14 protein-coding genes and 2 tRNA genes are annotated in these 17,948 nt (G+C 58.0%); 8 read left to right on the forward strand and 8 right to left on the reverse strand.

All coding sequences use genetic code 11. The features are described from left to right. Nucleotides 1-8: 8 nt before the first annotated feature. A complete protein-coding gene (gene fadB / locus MD273_RS08685; RefSeq protein WP_239037343.1) occupies nt 9-2,156 on the reverse strand; it encodes a fatty acid oxidation complex subunit alpha FadB in 2,148 nt (715 codons plus the stop codon). 432 nt (nt 2,157-2,588) lie between these two features. Here fadB and MD273_RS08690 point away from each other — a divergent pair, with 432 nt between their 5' ends. Beyond that, complete coding sequence (locus tag MD273_RS08690; protein ID WP_239037344.1) at nt 2,589-3,410, forward strand: hypothetical protein; 822 nt, start codon at nt 2,589-2,591, stop codon at nt 3,408-3,410. A gap of 150 nt (nt 3,411-3,560) precedes the next feature. Next, entirely contained in the window at nt 3,561-3,992 is a 432-nt protein-coding gene (locus MD273_RS08695) for a universal stress protein (protein WP_239037345.1), read from the forward strand. Between the two features lie 56 nt (nt 3,993-4,048). Here the strand turns inward: MD273_RS08695 and MD273_RS08700 are convergent, their stop codons facing one another. From MD273_RS08700 to MD273_RS08720, 5 genes are all read right to left on the reverse strand, one after another. Further along, nucleotides 4,049-5,992, reverse strand: a complete 1,944-nt coding sequence (locus tag MD273_RS08700) for an ATP-binding cassette domain-containing protein (protein ID WP_239037346.1) — start codon at nt 5,990-5,992, stop codon at nt 4,049-4,051. Nucleotides 5,993-5,994: 2 nt separating this feature from the next. Beyond that, nucleotides 5,995-6,795: an MOSC domain-containing protein gene (locus MD273_RS08705; protein ID WP_239037347.1), complete on the reverse strand. Its 801-nt coding sequence runs from the start codon at nt 6,793-6,795 to the stop codon at nt 5,995-5,997. Between the two features lie 133 nt (nt 6,796-6,928). Beyond that, nucleotides 6,929-7,004, reverse strand: a tRNA-Gly gene (locus MD273_RS08710). Between the two features lie 142 nt (nt 7,005-7,146). Continuing rightward, complete coding sequence (locus MD273_RS08715) at nt 7,147-7,869, reverse strand: murein L,D-transpeptidase catalytic domain family protein (RefSeq protein WP_239037348.1); 723 nt, start codon at nt 7,867-7,869, stop codon at nt 7,147-7,149. Nucleotides 7,870-8,029: 160 nt separating this feature from the next. Next, nucleotides 8,030-8,632 (reverse strand): DUF924 family protein, encoded by a 603-nt coding sequence (locus MD273_RS08720; RefSeq protein WP_239037349.1) that lies wholly within the window; start codon nt 8,630-8,632, stop codon nt 8,030-8,032. A 99-nt stretch (nt 8,633-8,731) separates the two neighbouring features. Here MD273_RS08720 and MD273_RS08725 point away from each other — a divergent pair, with 99 nt between their 5' ends. The 3 genes from MD273_RS08725 (at nt 8,732) to MD273_RS08735 (ending at nt 10,252) form a co-directional block, all read left to right on the forward strand. Continuing rightward, entirely contained in the window at nt 8,732-9,118 is a 387-nt protein-coding gene (locus tag MD273_RS08725) for a sirohydrochlorin chelatase (RefSeq protein ID WP_239037350.1), read from the forward strand. 28 nt (nt 9,119-9,146) lie between these two features. Next, nucleotides 9,147-10,055: a TIGR01777 family oxidoreductase gene (locus MD273_RS08730; RefSeq protein WP_239037351.1), complete on the forward strand. Its 909-nt coding sequence runs from the start codon at nt 9,147-9,149 to the stop codon at nt 10,053-10,055. Nucleotides 10,056-10,176: 121 nt separating this feature from the next. Then, a tRNA-Glu gene (locus tag MD273_RS08735) sits at nt 10,177-10,252 on the forward strand. 57 nt (nt 10,253-10,309) lie between these two features. On the opposite strand, the gene ccoM is transcribed toward MD273_RS08735, so the two are convergent. Further along, complete coding sequence (gene ccoM, locus MD273_RS19200) at nt 10,310-10,465, reverse strand: cytochrome c oxidase subunit CcoM (protein ID WP_239037352.1); 156 nt, start codon at nt 10,463-10,465, stop codon at nt 10,310-10,312. A gap of 238 nt (nt 10,466-10,703) precedes the next feature. Between ccoM and MD273_RS08745 the strand changes: the two genes are divergently transcribed. Genes MD273_RS08745 through pta form a run of 3 tightly spaced genes read left to right on the forward strand, consistent with a single transcriptional unit; the run spans nt 10,704 to nt 16,506 of the window. Next, nucleotides 10,704-13,121 carry a bifunctional diguanylate cyclase/phosphodiesterase gene (locus tag MD273_RS08745; RefSeq protein WP_239037353.1) on the forward strand — a complete coding sequence of 806 codons (2,418 nt, stop codon included), beginning with the start codon at nt 10,704-10,706 and terminating at the stop codon, nt 13,119-13,121. Between the two features lie 17 nt (nt 13,122-13,138). Then, entirely contained in the window at nt 13,139-14,332 is a 1,194-nt protein-coding gene (locus MD273_RS08750; RefSeq protein ID WP_239037354.1) for an acetate/propionate family kinase, read from the forward strand. 23 nt (nt 14,333-14,355) lie between these two features. Beyond that, nucleotides 14,356-16,506, forward strand: a complete 2,151-nt coding sequence (gene pta, locus MD273_RS08755; RefSeq protein ID WP_239037355.1) for a phosphate acetyltransferase — start codon at nt 14,356-14,358, stop codon at nt 16,504-16,506. 11 nt (nt 16,507-16,517) lie between these two features. Here pta and der read toward each other — a convergent pair whose 3' ends face one another. Then, nucleotides 16,518-17,939 carry a ribosome biogenesis GTPase Der gene (gene der, locus MD273_RS08760; RefSeq protein WP_239037356.1) on the reverse strand — a complete coding sequence of 474 codons (1,422 nt, stop codon included), beginning with the start codon at nt 17,937-17,939 and terminating at the stop codon, nt 16,518-16,520. Nucleotides 17,940-17,948 lie beyond the last annotated feature (9 nt).

The following is a 17,948-nucleotide window of genomic DNA, read 5'->3' on the forward strand; positions in this document are numbered from 1 at the left end:
CGTTAGGGTTAGCCAAAGAACTTCTTGCCAGTCTTGGCCATTTCACGCAGCTTCTCGGTCGGCGCGTACAGAGGACCAAGATCTGCATACTTGTCTGCCAGTTCGACGAACTTGTCGACGCCCATGTCGTCGATGTAGCGCAGAGCACCACCACGGAACGGAGGGAAACCGATACCGTAGATCAGGCCCATGTCTGCATCGGCCGGGTCTTCAACAATGTTGTCTTCCAGGCAGCGAACGGTTTCCAGGCACAGAGGAATCATCATGCGAGCGATGATTTCGTCTTCCTCGAAGTCTTTCTTGCCGTTAACCACAGGCTCGATAAGCTTGTAGGTTTCTTCGTCGACAACTTTCTTCGGCTTGCCCTTGCGGTCTTCTTCGTACTTGTAGAAGCCCTTGTCGTTCTTCTGGCCGTAACGGTCATTCTCGAACATCACGTCGATGGCGGACTTGAAGTCGGCCTTCATGCGCTCCGGGAAACCTTCGGCCATTACTTCGTTGGCGTGCCGGGCGGTATCCATGCCGACAACGTCCAGCAGGTACGCCGGACCCATCGGCCAGCCGAACTTTTCCATGACCTTGTCGATCTTCTGGAAGTCCGCGCCGTCACGCACCAGTGCAGCGAAGCCACCGAAGTACGGGAACAGGACACGGTTCACCAGGAAGCCCGGGCAATCGTTGACCACGATCGGAGTCTTGCCCATGGCCTTGGCGTAAGCCACGGTGGTCGCGATGGCGCGATCACTGGTCTTCTCGCCACGAATAACCTCAACCAGCGGCATCATGTGCACCGGGTTGAAGAAGTGCATGCCACAGAAGTTCTCCGGACGCTTCAGGTTCTTGGCCAGAAGGTTGATGGAGATGGTGGAGGTGTTGGACGTCAGGATGGTGTCCTCGCGAACTGCGTCTTCGGTCTCGCGCAGTACCGCATCCTTCACCTTCGGATTCTCGACAACAGCCTCAACGACCAGGTCTACGTTCTTGAAATCACCGTAGTTCAGGGTCGGAGTGATGTTGTTCAGGACATCGCCCATCTTGTCGGCGTCCATCTTGCCTTTGGCAACACGCTTGGACAGCAGCTTCTTGGCTTCATTCAGGCCCAGCTTGATGCCGTCCTGATTGATGTCCTTCATGATGATCGGGGTGCCTTTCAGCGCGGACTGGAACGCCACACCGCCACCCATGATACCGGCGCCCAGTACAGCGGCCAGGTTCACATCAGAGGCTTCCTTCTCCCAGGCACTGGCTTTCTTCTTCAGGGCCTGGTCGTTCAGGAACAGGCCAACGAGACACGCGGCGACGTTGGTCTTGGCCATCTTGGCGAAGCCCTTGGCTTCTACTTCAATCGCCTTGTCGCGGGTCAGGCTGGCATGCTTCTGCATGGTCTTGATGGCTTCCACCGGCGCCGGATAGTTCTTGCCGGCCTTGCCGGCCACGAACGCCTTGGAAATCTCGAAGGCCATCATGCTTTCCATGGCATTGAGCTTGATCTTGCCCTTCTTCTCTTCACGACGGGCCATGTGATCAAGTTTGCCTTCGTTGCACTGGTTGATGATGGCAACCGCGGCTTCAACCAACTTGTCGGCACCTACAACGGCGTCAACAGCGCCCACTTTCAGAGCGGCATCGGCACGGTTTTCGCTACCGCCGGAAATCCACTCGACGGCGTTGTCCACACCCACCAGACGGGACAGACGAACGGTACCGCCGAAGCCCGGGAAGATGCCCAGCTTCACTTCCGGCAGTCCTACCTTGGCCTTCGGAGCCATGACCCGGTAATCAGTGGCCAGGCACATTTCAAAACCACCACCCAGAGCGATACCGTTGATGGCGGTAACGGTCGGGAACGGCAGGTCTTCAATCGCGTTGAATACCTCGTTGGCATTCAGGTTGTTGGCCACGAGGTCTTCTTCGGAACCCGCGAACAGCTCGGTGAACTCGGTGATATCGGCACCGACAATGAAGCTGTCCTTGGAGCTGGTAACTACCAGGCCCTTAAGATCCTTCTGGGACTTGAGTGCTTCGGCTGCGGCACCAAGCTCTTCAATGGTGAGACGGTTGAACTTGTTGACTGACTCGCCCTGCAAGTCAAAGTTCAACTGAGCGATCCCGCCTTCGATCTCTTTAACCGTGATGGCTTTACCTTCGTAAATCATCAACTGATCTCCAGTCTGTGTTTGGAACTGCTGACAACCGCCCGACCTGGTCCGTCTTTGCGGCTGCCCGTGCAGCGAGATTTCGGTCACTGCCCGATCTTCCGATCCAAAAATTCATACAGTCGTTTGAATCGTGAGGGCACACGATGAAAAAAAACCGAGCGTTTGTCAATTTGTTTCTTACTGCGGGTGAGCAAAAATCCCCGAGCGAACGGAGGCACCCAACGAAAAAAAACGAATGAATTGTTGTATTTCAGGCCCCTGGCATGGAAATATCGAGCTCGTGTGAGCTTGATCACAATGCTTTGACGGTTGTTCACAATTGCCACTGTACGTTCTGCCAAAACAGCTTGATTGGCCCGAACAGTTAATTTACCTTCGAAGTACGACTTTGGTCGACAATAACAACACAGTATTACGGAGAGTCATCCGATGAAAGACGCCCGCCTCCGATTTGCATCCCTGGCTATCGGCCTGATCGCGTTAGCCCTCACGTCCCTCGGCACCAAAGCGCAGGAGAGCTCCAATACCTTTCTGTCCGACCTGCACAACTTCCGGATCAGCAACTATATGGCACTGGATGCCTACTATCGCTTCAGCGGTACCGGAGCTACCGACACCCTGAACGAGATCGTGGTGGGCATCAACTCCGCCAACGACGCCATGAACAGCCTCAGCCAGAGTACCGCCGGCGTGCTGTCCGAGGATCAACTGGAGTCACTCAATCAGGAGTTTGACAAGTTCAAGGCCCTGATGCGGGACAACATCAACGATGTGCGTAATCGTGGATACCCGGACCTCCGCCTCGTTTCCGACATGGCAAACCAGGCCCTCACCATGAACAACATGGCCACGGAGCTCTACGCGATCGCCCGGGAAAGCAGCGAAACGGATACCAACCCGCGGGTGGAAGCGGCACGCATGGCCGCGGTCAAGATGGCGCAGATGATGGCCAAGTACTCTGTGAGGAGTAATTCAGCCGTCACCCAGACCTTCCAGGGCTCGGACACCGAGACTTCCCTCGACGAACAGGCCATGGAATTCGATCAATTGCTGGCAACCGTCAGGAAGGGCCCGGCCCAGGGCGAACTCAAGACCCTGCTGGACGACATCAGCTCAAAATGGCAATTCATCCGGGGCTCATACATCAACTACAACGAGAATAATGTCGGCTTTGTGATCGACCGTTACTCAAAGGGCATTCTCAACAGCCTGGCAACCACCATTGACCTGCTGGAAAACTCCGCTTCCTGACCGGCCACCAATCGCTGACGGGGTGTAATTCCCCGTCAGAGTTCATTTTTTTCCGTCGCTGTATTGATACCTGTCAGTTTCCCGCTACACTCATTCGATTAGATTTGGACTACTATTTCCTATGTAAGCCCGATGCGAAGGAGTGATGCGATGTCCGCCTACAAGAAAATGCTGGTTGCCATTGACCTGACGGAAGAGGCTCCGCAGGTGCTCAACAAGGCAAAGGCCATGAGCAGCGCCCACGGCGCCGAACTGATGCTCGTACACGTTGTTGAACCGGTGGGCTATGCCTATGGTGGCGACATCCCCATGGACCTGACCGAGCTTCAGGACCAGCTGGACAAGGCAGCCAAGGAGCAGCTGGGCAAGTACGGGGATGAATACGGAGTGACCAAGGAAAACCAGGTCGTAACGGTAGGCCGGCCGGAATCCGAGATCCACCGGCTGGCAAAGGAGCAGGATGTGGACCTCGTCATTGTCGGCAGCCATGGCCGCAAAGGCTTCCAGCTGCTGCTTGGCTCAACCGCCAACGGCGTCCTGCACGGCACCGAATGTGACGTTCTGGCGGTCCGGATTCACTGATCCGCGCCGACTAACGACCCTCAGGGCGGCAGAGCGACCTGCCGCCCCTACCAAACCTACTGACCAGCCTGCTCTTCCAGTTCCATCCACCGTTCGATGGTTGCTTCCAGATTCTGCTCTGCATCCGTCAGCTTTTGCAGGGTTGTGGCGACCTCGTCCGCTGGCCCGGAATAGAAGTCCGACGCCGAGATGGTCTCCTGCAGCTCGGCCACTTCCTGTTCAAGCGCTTCAATTCTTGCGGGGAGCTGTTCAAGCTCCAGCTTCAGCTTGTAACTGAGCTTGGCGGGTTTGGCTTTTGCAGAGGGCTTCTCAGCGTCTGCTTTGGCCCCATTGGAATCCGGGCTCGTGCGCTCACCGGATTTTTCCTGTTTATCCTGTTTGTCCGGCCGATTGCCTCCGCGCTCCGACGGAAATTGCCCGCCCTGCCGGCGCCAGTCGGAATAGCCGCCCACGTATTCCCGAACCCTGCCGGTGCCGTCCAGAAAAATGGTCTCGGTCACCACGTTATCCAGGAACTCGCGGTCGTGACTGATCACGATGACGGTGCCCTTGAACTCGGCCAGCTGCTCTTCCAGCAACTCGAGCGTTTCCACATCCAGATCATTCGTCGGCTCGTCCAGCACCAGGATATTGGCCGGCTTGCTGAACAACTTGGCGAGCAGAAGCCGGGCCCGCTCTCCACCGGAGAACACCCGCACAGGCGACCTGGCCCGCTCGGGCGTGAACAGGAATTCCTGCAGGTAGCCCAGCACATGCTTGCTCTGGCCGTTGATTTCGATGAACTCACGGCCCTCGGAGAGGTTATCCAGGGCGTTGCGTTCAAGGTCCAGCTCGCCCCGTAACTGATCGAAATAGGCAACTTCCAGGTTTGTGCCCAGGCGGATGGTTCCTTCGGTGGGCTTGAGGTCACCCAGCAGCAGACGCACCAGGGTGGTCTTGCCCGTTCCGTTTTCCCCCACCAGACCGATCTTGTCACCCCGAAGGATCGTCAGCTCCATGTCCCGGATTACCGGTGCACCATCGGGATAGGCGAATCCGGCACCCCGGGCCTCTACCACCAGTTTGCCGGAACGGTCAGCCTCTTCCACGGCAAAGCTCGCCGTGCCGCCCCTGACCCGCCGCTGCCGGTGCTCCTCTCGCATGGCCCTGAGTGCCCGAACACGCCCCATGTTGCGGGTCCGGCGCGCCTTGATGCCCTGCCGAATCCACGCCTCTTCCTGCTTGAGGCGCTTGTCAAACAGGGCATTCTGGCGCTCCTCTTCCTCCAGAGCCTTCTCCTTGAGGTCGAGGTAACGGTCATAGGTGGCTGCAAAACTGACCAGCTTTCCGCGATCCAGTTCCACGATCCGGGTGGCCATGCGGCGAATAAAGGCCCGGTCATGACTCACAAACAGCATGGCGCCACGGAACTGGGACAGCGCCTCCTCCAGCCAGGCGATGGCGGGCACATCCAGATGGTTGGTCGGCTCGTCGAGCAGCAGAATGTCAGGCTCGGCCACGAGCGCGCGTGCCAACAACACCCGGCGCTGCCAGCCTCCCGAGAGCGTATTCAGGCGCCGATCCGGATCGATTCCGTATTGCCCGAGAATGGTGTTCACCTTCTGATCCAGACGCCAGCCATCCAATGCCTCAAGACGCTCCTGTACCCGCGTCATTTTTTCCAGGCTCGCTTCGTCGGCCTGCTGGGAAAGCCGGTGAAACTCGGCGAGTAACTCCCCGGTTTCCGGGAAAGCGCCTGAAACCACATCGTAGGCGCTTCGGGTGTCATCGGAAGGCAGGTTCTGTGGCAATACCGCCAGCACGGCACCGTCATCCAGGCGCACGATTCCACCATCGGGCGTGACCTCGCCGCTGACGATCTTCAGCAGGGTCGACTTGCCCTCACCATTACGACCCAAAAGACACACGCGCTCGCCGGCCTCAATCACCAGAGAAGCATCATCCAGCAACGGATGCATGCCATAGGAAAGGGAAACCGAATCCAGAGTTAACAAAGGCACGTTCAGGTAATCTCCGTTTTGACAATACTTACAGGGTCACCGACCCGGATCTTGCCGGGCTGATCGTGGACGGCGTTCATCCCGAAGATGACGCCCTCGTCGGTACGACGGTACCCTGTGAGTGTGCGAAGTGGCTGGGCGGCGGGATCTTTCACTCCCCGGTCCGGGTCAACGGTGGTCATGATACAGCGGGAGCACGGCTTTACCAGCCGAAACTGCCGCGCGCCGATCTGCAGCTCCCGCCAGTCATCCTCTACCCAGGGCTCAGCCCCCTCGACCACGATATTGGGACGAAAGCGGCGCATTTCCACTGGCTTCTCCAACCGGCCGTTCAGCTCATCCAGCGATGCGAGGTTGGTGATCAGAAATGGAAAACCATCAGCAAACCCTACTCTTCGGTACTCCCCGACCCGATCCGCATCAATCCGGCGAAAAGTTTCTTCCGGCATATACACAAACCGGAACCGCTGGCCACAAAACCGGGATAACGCTTCACTGGCCTCTGAATTGCCCACCCGGGCTTTCACCCAGTCGCGCCAGACCAGCACAGGCAAGGTTTCCCCGGTTGGCTGAAGCGAAAAGGCACCCTCACCCGGGATGTCCACCTCGACACGGGCGCCTGAAAAAAAAGCGTTGATCCGCGCCAGCTGGGGATAATTGCGCTGCGTAACAAAGCGACGCTCGTCATCCACGATCATCCATCGCCGGTCCCCGGCCGGCCCGAACTCGTCCATGGCAAAGGAATCAACCTGGATGCCGGCCAGCGATTTCACCGGATAAAGATAAAGCGAGTGGATTCTCATGCTGAGCGCCTCCCTTCCTGCAAAGAACTGGGTATGGCTGCCGAGTATAACCGAGAGGCGGTTCGGGCGCTGCGGCTGAGCGTGGCCCTTAAACGAAGAAACCCGGCTTTTTTCAAAGCCGGGTTTCGAAATCTGGAGCGGGAAACGAGATTCGAACTCGCGACCCCAACCTTGGCAAGGTTGTGCTCTACCAACTGAGCTATTCCCGCGTTGCTGAACGGTAATTGCCGTCAACGGAGGCGTATTCTACGGATCAGACTCCGGCCGTCAACCTCTTTTTTTCAACTTTTTTTCAGGCCTGGAAAATCTGTTCAGATACCGCGCAATTCGTTGAATTTGCAGGCAGGCAAATCAACCCTGACCTTCCCCTTTTCCGGCAGCTGCGGCCATACGGGTATCGTCACAGTGCAAAAAGCTGGAGCTCTGGAGCCACTCCTGATCCGGATAGTATTTGAAGACCAGCTGGCCGCCCTTGAGACTATCGACCACCTCTTCAATCACCTGGTTATCCACCGCCGGACACCCCAGGCTCCGGCCAATACGTCCGTACTGATCCACCCAACTGTCACTAACATAATCGGCGCCGTGAATCACAATCGCGCGCTGGCGGGCAAGATCGTTTACCCCCGGCTCCAGCCCGTCAAGGCGCAGCGAATAGCCATGCTTCCCATAGTACGACTCACTGCCCCGGAACAAACCGATGCTGGACATATTGCTGCCTTCCACATTGGAGAACGCTGTCGACCGGAAATTGCCCGACTTCCTGCCATGGGCCACGAGATCCCTGAGTAAAAGGTCACCGGTGCGAACGTCGAAAATCCACATGCGCTCCTGACTGGACGGCAAAGAAAAGTCTATGACAGCAAGACGTTCGGGCATTGCCACTCCGTTGCCCACAGCACACCGGGACGCGCTCACCGCCATCGACAGCACTTTGGAATCCAGCCGGGGCGCAGACTCGGCCATACGTGCCACGAGGGTGTCGTCAAGGGGTGCTGAGTGAGCCTGCACACTCAACAGGGTTAAAATCGGCAAACACAGGAACAAAGCAATACGCTCGCTGAAATACAGCATCTTCAATCACCACGGCAGAATCTGGAGGCAAGATCCGGATTACGCTGACTCCGGACCACCTGAATTTTGAGGCATTCTATCAGCAATGGATGATAAACCGGCCAAATCGTACACTTTTTATACAGAACAGTAACAAATGAACCAATACTGCATCGGCCGCTCACTGCCCGAAGGACTTTCCTCCTTCGAGATAGGTTCTTTCTTCGGGGGTGGACGTTCGTCCCAGGGCCCGGTTCCGGTGGGGAAAGCGCCTGAACCTGCGAATAATGGCTCGATGCTCTTCCGCCGATTCCAGGAAGCTTTTCATGAAATCACCCAGAACCCCTCTGGTTGTGGCGGCCAGCTGGCCATAACACTCCACTGAGAGGTCCTGGTCCTCCAGGCGCTCAGAGTGTTGCAGGGGCATATACAGGAAGGCCCGCTGGACCGGAACAAGCGCCATATCCTGCCCCTTGTGCATCGCCTGCCGGCAGAGTTTTCGCGCCAGCGCATCCTGCTCGAACGCCAGCGCCCCGCCCCTGTAGATATTGCGGGAGAACTGATCGAGCAGAAGAATCTCCGCGAGCGCCCCACCCGGCTCCGTGCGCCAGTGGTCGAGACCCTGCTCGGAAGCAAAAAGCACCATTGAAAGAAATCGCCTCCGCAACTCCTGGTCAAACTTCCGGTCCGACCGGAACCAGCGGTTCCGGTGAAAACGGTCCGGAAGCCCCAGATCGTCAAGCTCTCCGAACCAGAAATCCAGAATCTCTTTCCAATCGAACATTAAGCCACACCCTGATATCTTGGACTGAAATCGCTTCAAAGGCGCACAATTGTGCAGGAATACGACGGGCTTCCCCTAATTGATGACTCAGGAGCATAAATGACCAGCAGTCACCGCATCGTTCTTTTGGCTCACGGAAGCAGCGATAAACGTTGGTGCGAAACCTTCGAACAGCTCGCCGCGCCCACCCTTCAGGCTGTCGCCGGCTCCCGTATAGCCTACATGGAGCTGGCCTCCCCCTCACTGGAAAAGATCATCGCTGAGGGCATCACCGACAACATCTATGAGTATACGGTGGTGCCCCTGTTCCTGGCTGCAGGCCGGCACCTGAGAAAAGACGTCCCGGCAATGATCAGGGACCTCGAAAATGACCATGGAGTAAAAATTCATCTGGCACCACCAATCGGCGAAAATCCGCTGCTTGGAGAGGCGATCAAGGACGTGGTCACCCTGCAACTGGACCGGGCGAGGACTTCCCCGCCCTGACAGGGTGACAATGACGGAGGCACAGGTTATGGCAAAACGGATTCTCATTACCGGCGGCACCGGTTTTATCGGTAAAGAACTCTGCCCCCGTTTGCTTGAGCGGGGAGATCAGCTCACCGTACTAAGCCGACAGCCAGTCGAGAGCGTGAGGGCGCTGTGCGGTCGGGTTGAAGCAGTCAACAACCTCGAATCACTGCGTTCCGGCCCCGGTTTCGATGCAGTGATCAATCTGGCGGGGGAAGGCATCGCGGACAAACGTTGGTCTGCCAGCCGGAAACAGGACCTCAGGGACAGCCGGATTCTGCTGACCGCAAAACTTGTCGAGATCATCAAGACGTGGGAAGAGTCACCAACGGTGCTGGTATCCGGATCCGCGGTGGGTTTTTACGGCGACCAGGGAGCTTCGCCTGTCACCGAGAACACGGCGCCCCACGATGAATTCACCCACCGATTGTGCAGTGACTGGGAAAAGGCGGCCATGGAGCTGGAAGACGGCAACACCCGCGTCTGTCTGTCCAGGACCGGTGTGGTTGCCGGTCCGGGCGGCGGTTTCCTGCAAAGAATGCTGCTGCCCTTCCGGCTCGGCCTTGGTGGTCGCCTGGGAAGCGGTAAACAGTACATGCCATGGATTCACCGGACGGACGTTGTCAACGCGCTGATCTGGATGGTCGATACGGAAAGCGCCCGGGGGCCATACAATGTGGTCAGCCCCAATCCGGTCACCAATGCCGAATTCACCCGGACCCTTGGCCGGGTGTTACACCGTCCCACACCATTTCCGGCGCCGGCACCGGTCCTGAAGCTGGCACTGGGCGAAATGTCCCGGCTTCTTCTGACGGGGCAGAATGCCCGGCCGGCCAAACTGACAGAAGAGGGCTTCGGATTCCGGTTCGAGGATCTGGAGGCGGCTCTCGAGGATTCCGTCGGTGCACGGTAGCGACATCGAATCGATGCTCCGCGTGGATCCCCAGATTTTTTTGGGAAAAAGCGTTGACACCGCCCCGAGGCTTACTTAATATACGCGCCACCTCGACGAGGCAAGCTTTTGAAAACGTTGCGTCCCCTTCGTCTAGTGGCCTAGGACTCCGCCCTTTCACGGCGGCAACAGGGGTTCGAACCCCCTAGGGGACGCCAATTTTCTTCTTGCCCGGGATTAATCAGCTTCCTTGCTGATCAGCAATCCCGAATTCGTCAAACCGGCTTTCCGCCATGCTTACCCTGATGCTTTTTCGCATCGTGCCCGTGCTGCTTCTGGTCTTTCATCACAAAGACGCCAACACCCACGAAGAAGCCCACCATCAGTAGTACGGTTACAATACCTGCGATTACCACGGCGTCCATATACATAATTACTCTCCTTCACTTATCAAACTTGATTAAGCTCAGGTTACGCCGGCCCTGAAACCAGGGTATTGACCCAGGTCAAACCAGCCTTTCGCCTCCAAATACGAAAAAACACCAATTCGTCACACAATTCTCTCCAGTTTTCCTGCATTTGCAGGGATTTTGCCGAAGACAACTGCTATATTCGGAAGGGTGCGAAGGCTCTGGTTTCCTCTCCCAGCAGGGTGGCAGTACTCACGACATGCCAAATTTGTCGAAGCATTTCCAACGTTTACGCTCAGGCTCTCCCCTGTCTTTCAGGCTGCTGGCCTGGATTCTGCTCTTCAGCTCAGTCTTCACGCTGATCGCTTCCGGCATTCAGCTCTACTCCGACTATCGCAAGGACGTGGGCCTGATCGATCAGCGCCTGAAAGTGATTGAATCCGGTTACGCATCAAGCCTTGCCAGAAGTCTTTGGGCCCTCGACCAGAAACTTCTGCAAATCCAGATGGAAGGCATCCTTAGTCTGCCGGACATTACGCACCTCAGGCTGAGGATCGAGCCCGATTCCGAACTGGTGATGGGCGATATTCCACGAAATGCGAAGACCCAAACCCACAGCTTCACTCTGGTGCATGACGGCGACCAGAGTTTCAGGCTGGGTGAACTGACGATCACCGCCAATCTCGACCGGGTATATCGGGAGATGAAACAGAAGATTGGTGTCATTCTGGTCACGCAGTTCCTGAAAACATTATTTGTCTCTATCCTTATCCTCTGGATTTTCCGGTATCTGGTCACCCGGCACCTTTCCCGAATGGCGGCCTACGCCCGGGATTTTTCCCTTTCGAATCTTTCCCAGCGGCTCACCCTGGATCGCCCCGACTCCCCAGCCAATCACAGGGATGAGCTCGGGCAGGTTGTGGATGCCATCAACCAGATGCGCGAGCGCCTCAATACCGACATCGCAAGGCAAAAGCGGGACGCCGCCGAAATCCGGAAATTCTCCAAGGCCATAGAACAAAGCCCCTCCTCGGTTCTGATCTGCGACCGCCAGTGGCGCATTGAGTACGTAAACCAGAAGTTCACACAACTCACGGGGTTCGACCGGAACTCTATCCTCGGCAAGCACCCTGCAGATCTGGGCAATGAGAGTGGCCAAAACCGGGAACGCCAGAATCTGTGGCAATCCATCCGCCTGCAGGTGCAGCGCGTCGGCGTATGGCAGGGTGAGGTCAACAGCGTTCGCAAGAGTGGCGAGCGGTTCTGGGAGCAACTGGTCGTTACCCCGATCAAGGATAACGACGGCGAAATCACCGGCTTCCTGATCCTCGGCGAGGATGTGAGCATCCGTAAACGCTATGAGCAGCAACTGCTGCGCCAGGCAAACTATGACATCCTCACAGGCCTTCCTAACCGGATGCTTGCCCTGGACCGCCTGAAACTTGCGCTGGCCCAGGCCCGCCGTGAGAACACGCTTGTCGGCGTCATGTTCCTGGACCTGGACAACTTCAAGCACATTAACGATACCCTCGGCCACGATGCCGGAGACAACCTGCTCATCGAAGCCGCACGGCGGGTTTCAAGCTGTCTGCGAGGGACCAGTACCGTCGCCCGGCTTGGCGGCGACGAATTCCTGGTCATCCTGCCCGGTCTGCCCGGGCCGGACGCTTGCTCCCAGGTGGCGGAACGCATCCTCAAAACCTTTGAGCCACCGTTCACCCTGAACGCCCAGGAAGTGTTTGTTACCACGAGCATCGGCATTGCCATCTTCCCCACCGATTCGGACAACAGCGGCACGCTGCTCCAACATGCGGATGCCGCCATGTACGAGGCCAAACACAAAGGCAAGAGTGCCTTTGCGCTCTTCTCCCCGGAAATGAGCGAAGTTTCCCATGAGCGTCTGCAAATGGAATCGCTCATGCGCCGGGCCCTTGAGTTCAATGAATTCCAGCTCCACTTCCAGCCCATCGTCCATACCGAGAGCGGCGAACTCCAGGCAGCGGAAGCCTTATTACGCTGGGACAACCCGACGCTCGGGCTGGTCATGCCTGATCGCTTCATTCCGCTGGCCGAAGAAACCGGCCTGATCACTCCGGTTGGAGAGTGGGTTCTACGGGAGGCCTGTCGGGCGGCAGTCGGCTGGCGGAAAACCGCAGGCCGGGACATCGGTATATCGGTGAACGTCTCGCCCCGTCAATTCCGCGATCCCGGATTCCTGGATACGGTGATGAGCGCACTCAACAACAGCGGCCTGAAACCCGAACTGTTGGAGCTGGAGATCACCGAACGCCTGCTCCTCGATAACTCCATTGAAACGGCCACGATCCTCTATCGTCTGGATCAGGCGGGAGTGAGACTGTCCGTTGATGATTTCGGGACTGGCTATTCGGCACTCAGCTACCTGAAGAGTTACCCTTTCGACGTTCTCAAGATCGACAAATCCTTCGTGAACGATGTCACCAAGGAACCTGAGGATGCATCCCTTGTCCGTGCCATTATCAACATGGCACACAGCCTTGGTCTGCAAGTGATTGCTGAAGGCGTTGAGGAAAAGGACCAGGCCGACTTCCTCAGACGTGAGAATTGCGACTATTCGCAAGGCTATTTCTACTGCAGACCACGGCCAGCCACGGAGTTTGAAACCTGGATCAGAGACAATCACCGGATACCGGTCTGAACACACGGGAAACGGTTATGGAAAATGCAATATTGGTGGTCAATTGCGGCAGCTCTACGCTGAAGCTGGCCCTGTTTGACTCACACAGCCTGCGGTGTACCGCTACCGGGCTGGCAGAGCGCCTCAACCACGACGATGCCGTAGCGCGCATCCCGGAACTGGAGGGTGACTTTCCGTTACCGGCCGGGGCGACTCATCGGGAGGCTCTGGAGGCCATGACCAAAGCCCTGACAGACTCCGGACTGCTGTCGGGACCGCCTGCAGCAATCGGGCACCGGGTTGTGCACGGAGGTGAGAACTTCCGGGAAGCCGCCCTGATAGACGATCAGGTCCTCGAGGCAATTGAACACTGTGCGGGCCTGGCCCCCCTCCATAACCCGGTTAATCTCTCCGGCATCAACAGTACCCGAAGCCTGTTCCCCGGCGTACCTAACGTTGCCGTATTTGATACGGCATACCACCAGACCTTACCCCCGAAAGCCTACCTGTATGCCGTGCCCTACTCTTATTACCGGGATTGGGGGGTACGCCGCTACGGATTTCACGGCATCAGCCACAGTTTCATGCTGACAGAAGCCGCCCGGCGCCTCGGTAAAACACCTGCCACCACATCCATCATCTCGGCCCACCTTGGCAACGGATGCAGCATTGCGGCCATTCGTGACGGCCTCAGTGCCGATACCAGCATGGGGCTTACGCCTCTTGAAGGTCTGGTCATGGGCAGCCGCAGTGGCGATATCGACCCCGGACTCTTTGACTACCTGAAATCCAGGGGCATTGCCCAGGATCAACTGCACCATGTGTTGAACCATGAAAGCGGATTGCTCGGCCTGTCCGGCCAGACCAATGACATGCGCACACTGTGTGACCTGGCCGAACACGGCCATGAGCCATCGCGGATTGCAATCGAGGTCTTCTGTTTCCGCCTGGCCCGCTATATCGGGGCCATGATGGCCTCCCTGCATCACCTTGATGCTCTGGTATTCACCGGTGGCATAGGCGAAAACAGTTCGCGGGTACGGGAACAGACCCTGGACAACCTCAAGCTTCTGGGCTTCGATCTTGATCAGGAACTGAACCGATACGGAGGCGAATACAGTGGCGGTCACATCGAGAGCCCGGAATCACGGTTTCCGGTTCTGGTCATTCCCACCAACGAGGAGCTCGTGATTGCCCGGGAGGCCGTCCGCCTCACCAGCGCTTCGAACTGATCTCCAACGCCAGGATACCCGTTATGGCCAAGAGTCTCTTTATCGCCCCCACCTCCATGAATGCCGGTCTGACCTCAGTCTGTCTCGGACTGTTGCGGGCGCTGGAACGCGTGGGCGTCAGTGTCGGCTTTTACAAGCCTTTCAGTCAGTCGGTACACGAGGCCGAGTCTCTGCACAATGCCGGGCAGGACTCTTCCGTTGCTTTCGTCCGCGACCGCAGTCACCTGGATACCCCGGAACCCATTCCACTGAAGAGAGCCCAGCAACTCCTCAACCGGCACCAATCCGACCTGCTGATGGAGAACGTGGTTGGCGAATTCCACAAAGTCGCCAGCAAAGTCGACGTGGTGGTGATCGAGGGCCTGGTACCAGACCGGAGCGAAGCCTATATTGCGCGCCTGAACGTCGAAGTAGCCCGAAACCTGGGCTCAGAGGTTATCCTGGTCAGTACCCCGAAAAACTGCAGCGCCGCGGAGCTGGATGAGGAACTGGACTTTTCCCGCCGGCTCTATGCCGACCCCAATGATCCGGACGTCATCGCCGCCATCCTCAACAAGGTGGGCGAGCCGGAAAAATCCGGCTTGACGTTGCAAAGGGACGAGGAGCCGGCAGAGGCGATCGATTACCAGAAAGAATGTCAGGTATTCAGCAAGGGCCAGCTCCGATTGCTGGCCCAGGTCCCATGGCAACCGGAATTGCTGGCGCCCCGGGTGTCCGATATCGTCCGGGAACTGGGTATCACTGTACTCAATGCGGGCGACATGGAAAAACGGCGCGTCAAGAACGTATCAGTGTGCGCCCGAACCATCCGAAACATGACCGACACGCTCAAACCCGGCACCCTGATGGTTACCCCGGGGGACCGGGAGGACATTGTTGTAACAACCGCGCTGGCAGCGCTAAACGGAGTTCCGCTGGCCGGACTGCTGCTGACCGGCAGCCTGATGCCGGCACAATCTGTTATTGACCTGTGCCGGCGGGCGCTGGATACCGGTTTGCCGGTGCTTGGCTCCGAGACCAACACCTATGAAAGCGCCCACATGCTTGCCAACCTGTCGTCCGCTATTCCGCTGGACGATCCCGAGCGGATTGAACAGGCGATGGACGCAGTCGCTCCCCGGATCGACGCGGACTGGTTGCGCGAACATCTGCGGGTGGAACGTCAGAGCCGGCTCTCGCCCCCGGCGTTCCGTTATCAGCTGTCCGAACGCGCCCGGGCGGCAAACAAACGCATAGTCCTGCCGGAGGGCAACGAACCCAGAACGATCCAGGCTGCCATCACCTGCCACGAACGAAAACTGGCGCGCTGCGTGCTGATCGGGGACAGGAACCAGATCAGCAGTGTCGCGGAAACCCTGGGGCTGACGTTACCGGATGAGATCGAAGTGATCGAACCGGCGGCGGTACGGGACCGTTATGTGGATCCGATGGTCAATCTCCGCCAGCACAAAGGGCTGACTCCGCAAATGGCAGAGGCCATGCTGGAAGATAACGTGGTGCTGGGCACCATGATGGTCGCTCTTGATGAGGCCGACGGCCTTGTCTCCGGTGCTGTTCACACCACGGCCAACACCGTGCGCCCCGCCCTGCAACTGATCAAGACTCACGACCAGGCACGGGTGGTATCCTCGGTTTTCTTCATGCTCCTTCCGGAGCAGGTCGTGGTCTACGGTGACTGTGCCATCAATCCGGACCCGAACGCCGAGGAGCTGGCCGACATCGCCATTCAGAGCGCGCAATCTGCCGAAGCATTTGGCATCGATCCCGTGGTAGCAATGATCAGTTACAGCACCGGTGAATCCGGCACGGGCCATGACGTGGACAAGGTCCGGGAAGCCACTCGCATCGCGCGGGAACGGAGACCGGATCTGCTCATCGATGGGCCGTTACAGTACGATGCGGCAGCCATCGAGAGCGTCGCGCGCAGCAAGGCTCCAGGCAGCAAGGTGGCCGGCCGGGCGACGGTGTTTGTATTCCCGGATCTCAACACCGGCAATACCACATACAAGGCCGTGCAGCGCAGCGCCAACGTGGTCAGTATCGGTCCGATGCTCCAGGGCCTGCGCAAGCCGGTGAATGACCTCTCCCGCGGGGCTCTGGTGGAAGACATTGTCTTCACCATCGCCCTTACGGCGGTACAGGCAAAGCAAGTGGAAGATGCCGGGCTGGCGTAAAGCCTGCCCGCTTAACGCTTGAGGCTTTTCTGCCGGGTTTTGCGGATGCGGCGACCCTTTTTCAGGTCGTTGTCCTTCTTGACCTTCTGACGCGGCGTCAGGCGGTCCACCTTTCCGGCGAACGGGTTCTCGCTGGAGCGGAACTCGAAACGGATCGGGGACCCTGTCACCTGCAATACCCTGCGGAAGGTGTTCTCAAGGTATCGCTTGTAGGCACCGGGCAAGGATTCCGTCTGGTTACCATGCACAACGATGACCGGCGGATTTGAGCCGCCCTGGTGAGCATAGCGGAGTTTGATCCGACGTCCCTGGACCATCGGCGGTTGATGCTGGGCGACCGCATCCTGCAGGATTGCGGTCAGGCGGTTGGTCGGCCATTTCGCCATCGCCGATTCGTAGCAGGCCTCCACGGATTCGTACATCACACCGACACCGGAACCGTGCAGCGCCGAGATGTAATGTTTGTCCGCGTAATCGAGGAAGTCCAGGCGACGCTGCACCTGTTCCTTGACCCGCGCCCGGTCATCGGGATCCATACCGTCCCACTTGTTCACGGCAATCACCAGTGACCGGCCTGCATCCAGAACGAAACCGATCAGGTGGAGATCCTGATCCACCAACCCTTCCCGGGCATCAATCACCAGGATCACCACGTGGGCATCATCGATGGCCTGCAGCGTCTTGATGATGGAGAATTTCTCTACCACCTCTCGAACGTTCTTGCGTCGGCGCACGCCGGCCGTATCGATCAGGGTATACTGGCTCCCCTGACGCTCATAAGGGATGTAGACGCTGTCACGGGTGGTTCCGGGCATGTCGTATACCACCACCCGGTCCTCGCCGAGCATCCGGTTCACGAGGGTGGACTTACCCACGTTCGGACGGCCCACCACACCAATCCGGATTCCCGGGTACTTGTCAGCCCGGTCTTCCTCTTCGGTATCTTCCGGGCGCGGGAGCAATTCATCCAGCATGGACCGGATGCCCCGGTTGTGGGAGGCGGCAATCAGGTAGACGGACTCGAAGCCCAGACTGTAGAAATCCGAGGCAGCAACGTCCGGGTCCTGGCCGTCTGTCTTGTTGACCACCAGATGCGCCTGTTTACCACTCCGGCGCAGGTGGTCGGCAATCATCTCGTCTCCGGCCGTCAGACCAGCGCGGCCATCCACCAGAAACAGTACGATGTCCGCTTCCTCGACCGCCTGCATGGACTGGCGTGCCATCTCGGCGTCGAGACCCACCTCGTCTCCGGTCAGGCCTCCGGTATCGATCACGATAAACCGCTGGCCTTCATAGTTGCCCTCGCCGTATTTCCGGTCACGGGTGAGCCCGGGGAAATCCGCCACAAGGGCGTCCCTGGAACGGGTCATCTGATTGAACAGGGTCGACTTCCCGACGTTCGGGCGACCGACAAGGGCAATTACTGGGGTCATAATGATGCG

It is taken from the genome of Marinobacter sp. C7 (assembly GCF_022343555.1).
Taxonomy (GTDB): domain Bacteria; phylum Pseudomonadota; class Gammaproteobacteria; order Pseudomonadales; family Oleiphilaceae; genus Marinobacter.